Origin of the sequence: Mesorhizobium sp. M1A.T.Ca.IN.004.03.1.1 (genome assembly GCF_003997555.1) — a bacterium.
Taxonomy (GTDB): domain Bacteria; phylum Pseudomonadota; class Alphaproteobacteria; order Rhizobiales; family Rhizobiaceae; genus Mesorhizobium.
The window spans coordinates 20972-33080 of sequence record NZ_RZTV01000008.1 but is presented as its reverse complement, the minus strand read 5'-3'; the positions used below and the strand labels follow the sequence as shown (position 1 = coordinate 33080).

The window sequence follows — 12109 nt, the reverse complement described above, 5'->3', positions numbered from 1 at the left end:
TTACGATGTTTCCGGGTCGTGTGATGGCCCGGAATCGACTGATCCGACCTAGCTGGATAATATTTGTGGAATGACCGATCCGGTGTTCTTCGCGCCTTCACGCCGGTATACGGCTGGCGAGGTCGCGAATCTGACCGGCGCCAATCTTATTGATTCCTCGCAGGCCGACATCGCCATCGACGCGCTGGCGCCCGCCAATGAGGGTGGCGACGGTGCGCTCGTCTTTGTCGACGGCAAGCGCAATTTCGCCTTGATGCATTCGCTCAAGGCGGCTGCCGTTCTCTGTCCTGCCGACTTCGCCAACAGGGCGCCGCAGGGGATTGCGGTGCTGGCGCATCCGCGCCCGCAGCAGGCCTTCGCCATGGTGGGGCGGCTGCTCTTTCCGCAGGCCGCCACGCCCGGGCCGATGACCGGCGAAACCGGCATTTCGCCGCAAGCGCACATCGACCCGTCCGCGCATGTCGAAGCCGGTGCGATCGTGGAGGCAGGTGCCGTGATCGGTCCCGGCGCTGCCATCGGGAGCGGCACGGTCATTGCGCCCCATGCCGTCATTGGCCGCTCGTGCAAGATAGGTCGTGATGGCTATGTCGGTCCGGGCGCCAGCATCCAATATGCGCTGATCGGCAACCGCGTCATCATTCATGGCGGTGCAAGGATCGGTCAGGACGGGTTCGGCTTCGTGGCCGGCGCGAAGGGACCTGAGCGCGTGCCGCAGATCGGCCGCGTCATCATCCAGGACGACGTCGAGATCGGCTCCAACTCGACCGTCGATCGCGGTGCGATGTCCGACACGATCATCGGACAAGGCACCAAGATCGACAATCTGGTGCAGATCGCCCACAATGTTCGCATCGGCCGCAATTGCATTATAGCCGGGCTTTCGGGTATTTCCGGTTCCGTCGTCGTCGGCGACAACGTCACCATGGGTGGCGGCGTCGGCCTCGCCGATCATTTGACCATCGGTCCCGGGGCCAAGCTTGCTGCGAGAAGTGGATTCATGAGCAACGTGCCGGCGGGCGAGGTCTGGGGAGGCTATCCGGCACAGCCAATGGCGGAAGCCATGCGTGAGATCGCGATGCTGCGCAGGCTGGCCAGGACGCGCAAGCAGGGCGACGGAAATGGCTGACACGGTTGCGACGACACTTGAGGCGGTCGACATAATGGGGCTGATGAAGCTCCTGCCGCACCGTTATCCGTTTCTGCTGATCGACCGCATCGTCGAAATCGACGGCGACGACTCCGCGGTCGGCATCAAGAACGTGACCATCAACGAACCGCATTTCCAGGGCCATTTCCCGCAGCAGCCGGTGATGCCGGGCGTGCTCATCATTGAGGCCATGGCCCAGACCGCCGGGGCGATCTGCATTCGCAGCCTCAATGCGGAAAAGCCGTCGCTGGTCTATTTCATGACCATCGACAACGCGAAGTTCCGCAAGCCGGTCGTTCCAGGCGATCAGCTCAGGATCCACGTCAAGAAGATCAAGAAGCGCGGCAACCTGCTGAAATTCGCCTGCGAGGCGATGGTGGATGGCGCAAAGGCCGCCGAAGCCGAAGTTTCGGCTATGATGGTCACCGGCTGACGGTTTCAAATGCTCATGAAAGTTCAGACATCAATCCATCCTTCGTCGGTCGTCGAAGAAGGCGCCCAGCTCGGCGAAGGTGTGCGTATCGGACCCTTCTGCCATGTCGGCGCCGATGCCGTCATCGGCGATCGCGTCGAGCTGGTCAGCCATGTCTCGGTGATGGGCGCGACCACCGTCGGCGGCTCGACCAAGGTCTATCCAATGTCGACGCTCGGGGCACCGCCGCAGAACACCAAGCACAAGGGCGGGCGCACGACGCTGGTCATCGGCGAAAATTGCACCATCCGCGAAGGCGTCACCATGCATGTCGGCACCGATTCCAGCCGCGGCGAGACGACGGTCGGCGATAATGGCAATTTTCTGGCCTATGCCCACATTGCCCATGACTGCGTCGTCGGCAAGAATGCCACCTTCGCCAACGGAGCAACGCTAGGCGGGCACTGCGAGATCGGCGACAATGTCTATATCGGCGGCCTGACCGCCGTGCATCAGTTTGTCCGCGTCGGCGACAACGCCTTTATCGGCGGCTGCTCGGCGGTCGTCGGCGATGTCATTCCCTATGCGATCGCGGTCGGCAATCGCGCCAAGCTGCGCGGGCTCAACGTCATCGGCCTGAAGCGCTCCGGCCTGCCGCGCGCCGAAATCTACATGCTGCGCAGGGCTTACAGGGCGATTTTCGACCACTCCCGCACGGTCGGGGAGAATGTCGAGATCGCCAAGGCGGAATTCGCCTCGTCACCGACGGCCATGAAGATGATCGACTTCATCACCAGTCGCGGCAAGCGGCATTATGCCGTCCCGCCGCTTAAGGGCGGTGGCGGCGATGACGATGGCGATGACGAGGGCTGAGCCCGCCGGGTCAGCGCTTGTACTCGCGCCGGGCTCCAGGGTCGGCATCATCGCCGGTGGCGGCAGCCTGCCGGTCGAAGTGGCGGAAGGTCTGGTCAGACAGGGACATTCGCCTTTCATCATCCTGGCCGAGGGCGAGGTGGATCGCGAAGCGGACTTTGCCGCCTACGAGCAGGCGACGCTTGCGCTCGAAGACATCGGCTTCCTGCTTCCCTTGCTGAAGCGCGAAGGCATTAGCCACCTGGTTCTTGCCGGCGAGATCAAGCGCAGGCCGCGGCTTGCGAAGATACGTCCAACGCTCAGTCTGCTGACGATAATCCCCTCCGTGGCAATGGCGCTGGCCCGCGGCGACGACGGGCTTCTGAAGGTTCTGACGCGCGGGCTGGAAAGGCACGGTATCACGGTGGTCGGAGCGCATGAGATCGTTCCAGATCTCGCTGCCGGCGAGGGCACGCTGACCAAGGCAGGACCAAAGCAATCGGACTGGCGCGATATCGAGGCGGGCCGCGCGGCGGCCAAGGTAATCGGCGAGCTTGACGTCGGCCAGGCGGCGATTGCGGTCGGAGGGCGGGTTATCGCGTTGGAAGGCATCGAAGGCACTAAGGGCCTGCTCGAGAGGACGCGCGAATTGCGCGGGCACGGCAGGCTCGCCGGCAAGACGCGCGGCGTCCTGGTCAAATGCGCCAAGCCAGGGCAGGAGCTGCGCGCCGACTTGCCCTCGATAGGCCCGCAGACGGTCGAGGCCGCACACGCGGCCGGCCTTGCCGGCATCGCCGTCGAAGCCGGCCGCTCGCTCATTCTCGAAAGCCCGGTGACTCTCGCGCGGGCCGATGCGCTTGGCTTGTTCATCGTCGGATTTACCGCGACGGAGCCGACCGATGGCCAGTGAGAGGCCGCTCAAGATCGCCATCGTCGCGGGCGAGGAATCGGGCGACTTGCTCGGCGCCGACATCGTGCGTGCGCTCGAGAAGACCACCGGCCGTAAGATCCGGCTCGTCGGCATCGGCGGTCGGCATCTGCAGGACCTGGGGCTGACACCGCTCTTCGACGGCAGCGAGATCGCGCTGATGGGCTTCAGCGCCGTCTTGCGCGACCTGCCGCGGCTGATGCGCCGGATCAGTCAAACAGCCGGCGCCATCGCGGCGGAGCGGCCGGATTGCCTGATCACCATCGACAGCCCTGATTTTTCGCTGCGGGTCGCCAAAAGGGTCCGCGCCGCCGCGCCCGCTATCCCGATCGTCCATTATGTCTGCCCGAGCGTGTGGGCATGGCGGCCGGGCAGGGCGGCGGCGATGAAGCCCTATGTCGATCACATCCTCTGCATCCTGCCCTTCGAAGTGAAGGCGCTCACCCGACTTGGTGGGCCCCCCGGCACCTATGTCGGCCACCGGCTGACCCAGGATCCCGGCGTGCTTGGCGCCGCGAAGGCGCAGAGCTTGCCGCGGGACCTGTCGGAGGATCGCGTGAAGACGCTGCTCGTGCTGCCCGGCTCGCGCCGCGGCGAGGTGCGCCGGCTGATCGAGCCGTTCGGCAAAGCGATGTCGGTCTTGCATCAGCGCGGTCACCGCTTGCGGCTGATGCTGCCGACGGTGCCGCATGTCGCCGACCTGGTGAAAACATCTGTCACGCGGTGGGACGAGAAGCCCGAGATCATCACCGATCCGGAGCGCAAATGGTTGGCTTTCGGCAAGGCCGATGCGGCTCTGATCGCCTCCGGAACCGTTTCGCTCGAGCTTGCGCTTTGCGGTGTTCCAATGGTCTCCAGCTACAAGCTCGATCCGATCGCGAGGCAGCTGCTGCAGCATCTGGTGACGACCTGGTCGGCGCTGCTGCCCAATTTGATCGCCGATCGCGCGCTGGTGCCGGAGTTCTACGATCAGTATGTCAGGCCGGAGAACCTGGCGCGTCAGCTGGAAGCCCTGTTTGCCGATACCGGCATGCGCGCCTGGCAGCGGGCAGGTTTCGCCGAAATCGCCAGGCGCATGGCGACCGACAGGCCGTCGGGCGAGATTGCTGCCGAGGTGGTGCTGGGGTGCATCAAGAAAGCGAATAGGGAGTAGCGAATAGCGAGCAGGCTAGGCGCGAGCGCCGACGGGTTTCTTTCACTGTTCGCTACTCGCTATTTCGCTATTCGCTCAATCACCGCTTCGCAATCGGCACGTAGTCGCGCTCCGTGGCGCCGGTGTAGAGCTGGCGCGGGCGGCCGATCTTCTGGTGCGGGTCTTCGATCATTTCCTTCCACTGCGCGATCCAGCCGACGGTGCGGGCGACCGCGAACAGCACGGTGAACATGGTGGTTGGGAAGCCCAGCGCCTTCAGCGTGATACCCGAATAGAAGTCGACGTTCGGATAGAGCTTCTTCTCGATGAAATACTCGTCGGTCAGCGCGATCTTCTCCAGCTCCATCGCGATGTCGAGCAGCGGATCATCCTTGATGCCGAGCTCGCCCAGCACCTCATGCGCCGTCTTCTGCATGATCTTGGCGCGCGGATCGTAGTTCTTGTAGACGCGATGGCCGAAGCCCATCAGGCGGAACGGGTCGTTCTTGTCCTTGGCGCGGGCGATGAATTCCGGGATGTGATCGACATGGCCGATCTCGCCCAGCATGTTGAGGGCCGCCTCGTTGGCGCCGCCATGCGCGGGGCCCCAGAGGCAGGCAATGCCGGCCGCGATGCAGGCGAACGGATTGGCGCCCGAAGAGCCGGCGAGACGAACCGTCGAAGTCGACGCGTTCTGCTCGTGATCGGCGTGCAGGATGAAGATGCGCTCCATGGCGCGCGCCAGCACCGGATTGATCTTGTACTCCTCACACGGCACGGCAAAGCACATGTGCAGGAAGTTGGCGGCGAAATTCAGCTCGTTCTTCGGGTAAATGAAGGGCTGGCCGATGTGGTATTTGTAGGCCATCGCCGCGATCGTCGGCATCTTGGCGATCAGTCGCATGGAGGCGACCATGCGCTGATATGGGTCCGAGATGTCGGTCGAGTCGTGGTAGAAGGCCGACAGCGCGCCGACCACGCCGCACATGACGGCCATCGGATGGGCGTCGCGGCGGAAGCCGGTGAAGAAGCGCGACATCTGCTCATGCACCATGGTGTGGCGCGTCACGCGATAGTCGAAGTCGTCCTTCTGCGCCTTGGTCGGCAATTCGCCGTAGAGCAGGAGATAACAGACCTCGAGGAAGTCGCCGTGCTCGGCGAGCTGGTCGATCGGGTAGCCGCGATGCAGCAGGATGCCGGCGTCGCCGTCGATGAAGGTGATCGCCGACTCGCAGCTTGCCGTCGAGGTGAAACCGGGATCGTAGGTGAAGGCCCCGGTGGTGCTGTACAGCGCGCCGATGTCGATCACGTCGGGCCCGGTCGAGCCGCTTCGCACCTTGAATTCATGCGTCTTGCCGGCGAGCTCGAGCCTTGCGGTCGACTCGCGCGCCTTGCCGCCCGATTCCAGTTTTGTCGCAGCTTCGCTCATTGCAAACTCCTTTATGTTTTCTCATGCCGGCAAGGCAATTCCTGCAAACGACACGTCGAAATCACCGGAATGCGCGAACTTGCCACCGCATTTTAGGAGGTGCGTGCCAGATTGGGCCAAGGCCTAATGTTGCACTGCGAAACACACCTTTCAATGCCAATCTTCTTGGGCCAGTTCGCTCCTAATCGATTTGATCCGCAACCCGCGCCAGGCTCTCCTCACGGCCGAGCACAGCGAGCACATCGAACACGCCGGGCGAGGTGCTGCGGCCGGTGAGCGCAGCTCTCAGCGGTTGAGCCACGGCGCCGAGCTTATGGCCGCCTGCCTGCGCAAAATCGCGAATAGCGGCTTCCGCGGTCGCGGCGCTCCATTCGCTGGAGATCGCGGCGAGCGCGGCATGGGTACCGCGCAAAATGGCGCGGGCGTCGCTGCCAAGCAACCCCGCAGCCCTTTCGTCGAGCTGCAAGGGCCGCTCGGCGAACAGGAAGCCGGCTCCATCGACGAGCTCGACCAAGGTCTTTGCCCGCTCCTTGAGGCCCGGCATGGCAGCAAGCAGCTGTGCCTGGCGCCTGTCGTCGAGCTTGGCCGCAAGCGCCGGGCCACCCTCGAGATAGGGCAGGGTGGCTACGAGAATATCAAATAGCGCCTTGTCGTCCATCTTGCGCATATGGACGCCGTTCAGCGCCTCGAGCTTGGCGAAGTCGAACCGGGCGGCGCCCTTGTTGACGTCGCCGATGTCGAACCAGGAGATCATATCCTTGATCGACATCACCTCGTCGTCGCCGTGGCTCCAGCCGAGCCTGGCCAGATAGTTGAGCAGGGCCTCCGGCAGATAGCCCATGGCGCGATAAGCCTCGACGCCGAGCGCGCCGTGGCGCTTCGACAGCTTGGCGCCGTCGGCACCATGGATCAGCGGGATGTGCGACATCGACGGCACGGTCCAGCCCATGGCGTTGTAGATTACGGTCTGGCGCGCGGCGTTGGTCAGGTGATCGTCGCCGCGGATGATGTGGGTGACGCCCATATCGTGATCGTCGACGACGACGGCATGCATGTAGGTCGGGTTGCCGTCCGAGCGCAGGATGATGAAGTCGTCGAGGTCCTTGTTCGGGAATCGCACCTCGCCCTGCACGCGGTCGTGCACGACGGTCTCTCCTTCGGTCGGCGCCTTGATGCGGATGGCGCCCTTGACGCCGGGAGGCGCCTCGGAGGGCCCGCGGTCGCGCCACTGGCCATTGTAGCGCGGCGGCAGCCCCTTGGCCCGCGCCGCCTCGCGCATCGCCTCCAGCTCGGCAGGCGTTTCATAGCTGTAATAAGCCTTGCCCAGCCGTACGAGCTCCTCTGCCACCTCACGGTGGCGCGGCGCGCGCTCGAACTGCGACACGGCCTCGCCGTCCCATGAGAGGCCGAGCCAGGTCAGCCCGTCCAGGATAGCGGCCGTCGCCGCTTCGGTGGAGCGCTCGCGGTCGGTGTCCTCGATGCGCAGCAGCATCGTGCCGCCGGTGTGCCTGGCGTAGAGCCAGTTGAACAGCGCCGTGCGCGCCCCGCCGATGTGCAAATAGCCGGTGGGCGAGGGGGCAAAGCGGGTGACGACCTTGTCGGACATGGAACTCTCGGAAGAAGCTCAGCGGGCATGATTGCGCGGACTTTCGCGCGGTGGGCGTTCATGTAGCATAGGAGGTCTGGGGCGCAAGGGGCAGACCCGATGGCTGGACGTGGCCGGGGTGCGGAGGAGGGCGAGGAGACGGCGGCTGGCGTGAGCGAGCGCCTGCTGTTTGCCGACACCGTGCCTGCCGAGGCAGTACCGGTTTTGGTTCCCGTACCGCGTCCGGCCACCGAGATTTTGCCGCCGGACGGCGATGCTTCGCTACAAGCTCCTCCGCCGGCGGCCATCGACTTTATCCGCAGGCGGTTCCGCCGTGCCTCGTTTTCCGTGTTTCGCCGGGGTGTGGCCGAGGCAGCCTCAACCGAGCTCGACCGCGGCATCGGCTTCCTGCTGGTGCCGGTGTTCCTGGCCGCCGGCGTGATACTCTATTATTCCTTGAGCGCCGAGCCGGATCTTTACAGACCGCTGGCGGCGGTGGCGCTGATGGCTCTATGCGCGGCGGTTTCGCGTCCCTGGCTGAAGACACACCTGGTCTTTATGGCGGCGCTGTTTTGCGCGCTGGGCTTCGTCGCCGCGAAGGTCGAGACCTGGCGCGCCGCTACACCGATGCTCGGCTCCGAAATCCAGACGCGGCTGACAGGCCGCGTCGTCATCGCCGAGGAAATGGCCAATGGCCGCGTCAGGCTGACCATCGATCTCGTCTCGACCGCGCATCCAAAGCTGCGCTACGCACCGGATCGCGTCAGGGTCTCGGCACGCAGGATCCCGGCCGGCATGAAGGCCGGATCGCTGGTGACGGGTTACGCGCGGCTCCTGCCGCCGACAGGGCCGGTCCGTCCGGAAAGTTATGATTTTTCCTTCGACAGCTATTTTTCCGGCATCGGCGGCAGCGGATTTTTCCTCGGCGACCCGAAACTCATTCCGCCAACCGACCCGATCGGCCAGACGAGCATCGCCTCGGCCATCGAGAACGCGCGCGAAAATATTGCCGACCACATCAGAAGCACCGTCGGCAGACCCGAAGGCGAAATTGCCGCCGCACTGATCGTCGGCGTGCGCGCCGGCATTCCGGAGGACATCAACGAGGCGATGCGGCGGACCGGCATCTATCACATCATCTCGATTTCGGGTCTGCACATGGCGCTGGTCGCCGGCACGGTCATGCTTCTGCTGCGCGGCGCCTTTGCGCTGTTCCCGGATTTTTCGTCACGCCGGCCGGTGAAGAAATATGCCGCGACAATCGCGCTTATGTCGATCGCCGCCTATCTCGTCATCTCCGGCGTGGTGGTCGCCGCCGAGCGAAGCTTCATCATGCTGGCCGTCATGCTGATCGCCGTGCTTTTCGACCGCGCCGCGCTGACGATGCGCAACTTGGCGATCTCGGCCATCGCTGTCATCCTGGTGTCGCCGCATGAAGTGGTTGGCCCGAGCTTTCAGATGTCGTTCGCGGCAACCGCCGCCCTTGTCGGCGCCTATGCCGGCTGGTCCGACTACCGCGCCGGCAAGGTGAGAGCGCCGCCGGCAAAGCGTTCGTTCCTGCGGTTCATGTCGCACAAACTGGCAGTCGGAGTAGGTGGTGCCGCGATGACGTCGATCATTGCCGGAAGTGCCACGGCGCTGTTTGCCATCTGGCATTTCCAGCGCGTCTCGCCGCTTAGCCTGCTGGCCAATCTCGCGATCATGCCGATCGTCACGATCGTGATGTTTCTCGCCGTCGCCAGCGCGGTCATGATGCCGTTCGGCTTCGACGGGCCCTTCCTCTATTTGATGGGCAAGGGCCTGGCGGCGATGATCGCGATCTCAGCTTGGATTTCGGAGTGGTCGCCGGTCGATGCCGTGGGCCTGATCTCGATCCATTCGGTGCTGCTGGCGACGATCGCGCTCGTCATCGCCACGATGGCGACTACGTGGCTCAGGCTGGCCGCAATTCCTTTCGCTGCCGCGGCCGTCATGATCATCCCGCAGGTGCGCACGCCGGACCTGCTGATCTCGGAGGACGCGCATCTGGTGGCGATGCCGATCGGCGGCGGCGAACTCGCCATCAATCGCGCCCGCTCCAACGAGTTCACCACCGATAACTGGAAACGTGCGCTCAAGGCCGAAACGATCGTGCCGCCGGAGACATTCGCCAAGGGCACGCTGGACTTGGCCGATCCGGTCGACCTGCCGCCTGGATCGCCCTTTTACTGCACGGGCGATCTCTGCATTGGCCGGCATCCATCAGGCGCGATCGTCGCGCTCGCCGAGAACCGCGAAGCTGCCCGGCCTGCCTGCGACTTCGCAGACCTCATCGTCATCAACGACGCCACGGCCTACAATCCCTGCCGCGATCCGCGTGTCCTCGTTGTCACCAAGCGGCAGCTCGCGCGCGACGGCAGTGCCGCCGTCTTCTTCGATCCGCAATCGGCGACGGCGCGAGCAACCATTCAATACGCCGTCGAAAAACCGTACCGCCCTTGGCACGAACAGCGGCGCTACTCGCGTGAGGCGAGGGGGTTGGCGCCTTACAAGAAGCCCGAGAAGCCGGAAGCCAAGCCGCAGCCCCTCAGTAGCGGCGGATGAGCCCGACGAGCTTGCCCTGAACCTTGACGCGATCGGGACCGAAGATGCGCGTCTCATAGGCCGGATTGGCAGCCTCGAGCGCGATGGAGGCGCCCTTGCGGCGGAAGCGCTTCAGCGTGGCCTCCTCGTCGTCGACCAGCGCCACGACGATCTCCCCGGGGCTCGCAGTGCTGGCGTTGCGGATGATGACCGTGTCGCCGTCGAAGATGCCGGCCTCGATCATCGAGTCGCCTTTGACCTCGAGCGCGTAGTGCTCGCCGCCCGCGATCATGTCCGGCGGCACTGTGATCGAATGCGTCTGGTGCTGGATGGCGTCGATCGGCACGCCGGCGGCAATGCGACCCATCACCGGGATGGAGACGGCTGAACCGGCGTCGTCGTCATTGCTGGGCGTCGGCGTGCGGGCGGGCGCCGCGGGTTTGATCTGGCGGCCGAGATTGCCTTGGCCGCCCTGGATGACGCTCGGCGAGAATTTCTTCGCCGCATTTAGGCCGGGCGCGATCGAGTCAGGTAGGCGCAGCACTTCAAGGGCACGCGCCCGGTTCGGCAGCCGGCGAATGAAACCGCGCTCCTCCAGCGCCGTGATCAGGCGGTGGATGCCCGATTTCGAGGCAAGGTCGAGCGCTTCCTTCATCTCATCGAAAGACGGCGGAATGCCGCTCTCCTTGAGCCGTTCATGGATGAACATCAGCAGTTCATGTTGTTTGCGCGTCAGCATGGCGGCCCCCATGGGTTCTGAAACCAGAATCAGAAAAACAAACCCAGAACAAACACTATCTGTTCCAGTTGTGTTCCGCAACCGTTTAAAGTTTAGTGAATGTGTTGACGTTTTGTTCAGCGTAACATCAGAACGCTGCATTCCTCGCCGGCTTCAGCTGTCGGCGCGAAGGGTTGGCGCACGATCAGGCCATTGGCATCGGCGAGCATCCTCAACATCGAGGAATCCTGGATGCCGAACGGTGTTGCGATCAACCCCCCCGCATCTTCGCGGACCACGGCGCGCACATAGTCCTGCCTGAGATCGTTGGCGTGCATTGCGACGCCTAACCGGGCCGTGCGGATTTCCTGACGGCAGGACCGGCCGCCCAGCCGCGCCAGAAGCGGCTTCAGGAACAGCTGCGAGCAGACCAGGCTTGCGACCGGATTGCCGGGCAGGCCGATGCAGCGAATGTCGCCGAGCCGGCCAAACATCAGCGGCTTGCCGGGACGCATGGCGATCTTCCAGAAGTCGAGCTGCATGCCTTCGCCGGTCAGCACGTCATGGATCAAGTCGTGGTCGCCGACGGAGGCGCCGCCAAGCGTGACGATGACGTCGGCGCCGGCCTTGACCGCCTTCTTGACCAGGGCCGCGATCGCGTCCTTGCGGTCGGCGGCGATGCCGAGGTCGAGCGAGCGCGCGCCGACCGACTGGGCCGTAGCTGTGACGCCACAGGCATTCGACGAGATGATCTGGTCGGGGCCGAGCGCGCTGCCCGGCGGCAGCAATTCGTCGCCGGTGGCGATGATGGCGAGCAGCGGCTGCCGCACCACGTTGAGACTCGGATGGTTGGCCGATGCCGCCAGCGAAAGCGCCGCCGGATCGAGCTGGCGGCCTTTTTCGAGGAGCAGGTCGCCCTCGCAGAAGTCGAGGCCGCGGCGACGGACATTGCGTCCCTCCGCGGTCGGCTCGGTCACTTCGATGCCGCCGCCGCCGAGATCGCGGACATTCTCCTGGATAACGATGGTATCGGCGCCTTCGGGGAGCGGCGCGCCGGTGAAGATGCGCACGGCCTCGCCCTTGCCGACAGAGCCGGTGAAGCCACGCCCGGCGGGCGCCATGCCGATCACGGAGAGCCGGGCCGGCGCCGAGGCTACGTCGGCGGCCCGTACGGCATAGCCGTCCATCGCCGACGCATTGAAGGGCGGCTGGGTGCGCAGAGCCACCACCGGGTCGGCCAGCACCCGGCCGGCTGCTTCGGCCAGCGGCACGCTTTCGCCTGGCAGCGCGGTCGCGCCGTCCAACAGGCGTTGGAGCGCCTCGGCGACCGGAAGCAAAGCCATG

10 protein-coding genes are annotated in these 12109 nt (G+C 64.7%); 6 read left to right on the top strand and 4 right to left on the bottom strand.

The features are described from left to right. Nucleotides 1-70 precede the first annotated feature (70 nt). Genes lpxD through lpxB form a run of 5 tightly spaced genes read left to right on the top strand, consistent with a single transcriptional unit; the run spans nucleotide 71 to nucleotide 4492 of the window. Nucleotides 71-1126 (top strand): UDP-3-O-(3-hydroxymyristoyl)glucosamine N-acyltransferase, encoded by a 1056-nt coding sequence (gene lpxD / locus EOD29_RS22600; RefSeq protein ID WP_095830055.1) that lies wholly within the window; start codon nucleotides 71-73, stop codon nucleotides 1124-1126. Beyond that, nucleotides 1119-1580, top strand: coding sequence for a 3-hydroxyacyl-ACP dehydratase FabZ (gene fabZ / locus EOD29_RS22595; RefSeq protein ID WP_066992658.1), 462 nt, complete (start codon nucleotides 1119-1121; stop codon nucleotides 1578-1580). Before lpxD ends, fabZ begins: the two co-directional genes overlap by 8 nt. Before the next feature lie 15 nt (nucleotides 1581-1595). Next, complete coding sequence (lpxA, locus tag EOD29_RS22590) at nucleotides 1596-2432, top strand: acyl-ACP--UDP-N-acetylglucosamine O-acyltransferase (protein WP_095777811.1); 837 nt, start codon at nucleotides 1596-1598, stop codon at nucleotides 2430-2432. Further along, nucleotides 2419-3321: a UDP-2,3-diacylglucosamine diphosphatase LpxI gene (lpxI, locus tag EOD29_RS22585; RefSeq protein ID WP_127248043.1), complete on the top strand. Its 903-nt coding sequence runs from the start codon at nucleotides 2419-2421 to the stop codon at nucleotides 3319-3321. The genes lpxA and lpxI overlap by 14 nt, the downstream gene beginning before the upstream one ends. Then, a complete protein-coding gene (lpxB, locus tag EOD29_RS22580) occupies nucleotides 3311-4492 on the top strand; it encodes a lipid-A-disaccharide synthase (RefSeq protein ID WP_095800759.1) in 1182 nt (393 codons plus the stop codon). Before lpxI ends, lpxB begins: the two co-directional genes overlap by 11 nt. A gap of 79 nt (nucleotides 4493-4571) precedes the next feature. Here the strand turns inward: lpxB and gltA are convergent, their stop codons facing one another. Beyond that, complete coding sequence (gltA, locus tag EOD29_RS22575; RefSeq protein WP_095777720.1) at nucleotides 4572-5900, bottom strand: citrate synthase; 1329 nt, start codon at nucleotides 5898-5900, stop codon at nucleotides 4572-4574. Nucleotides 5901-6081: 181 nt separating this feature from the next. After that, nucleotides 6082-7506, bottom strand: a complete 1425-nt coding sequence (gene gltX, locus EOD29_RS22570; RefSeq protein WP_127247935.1) for a glutamate--tRNA ligase — start codon at nucleotides 7504-7506, stop codon at nucleotides 6082-6084. Nucleotides 7507-7605: 99 nt separating this feature from the next. On the opposite strand from gltX, the gene EOD29_RS22565 reads away from it, so the two are divergent. Then, the gene (locus tag EOD29_RS22565) at nucleotides 7606-10068 is read left to right on the top strand and encodes a ComEC/Rec2 family competence protein (protein WP_127247934.1); all 2463 of its coding nucleotides are present in this window, start codon (nucleotides 7606-7608) and stop codon (nucleotides 10066-10068) included. Here the strand turns inward: EOD29_RS22565 and lexA are convergent. Together lexA and glp are read right to left on the bottom strand one after the other, a co-directional pair. Beyond that, entirely contained in the window at nucleotides 10052-10786 is a 735-nt protein-coding gene (lexA, locus tag EOD29_RS22560; protein WP_067320161.1) for a transcriptional repressor LexA, read from the bottom strand. The two genes, EOD29_RS22565 and lexA, sit on opposite strands and share 17 nt — an antisense overlap. A gap of 116 nt (nucleotides 10787-10902) precedes the next feature. After that, complete coding sequence (gene glp / locus EOD29_RS22555; RefSeq protein WP_127247933.1) at nucleotides 10903-12108, bottom strand: gephyrin-like molybdotransferase Glp; 1206 nt, start codon at nucleotides 12106-12108, stop codon at nucleotides 10903-10905. Nucleotide 12109: the final 1 nt, after the last annotated feature.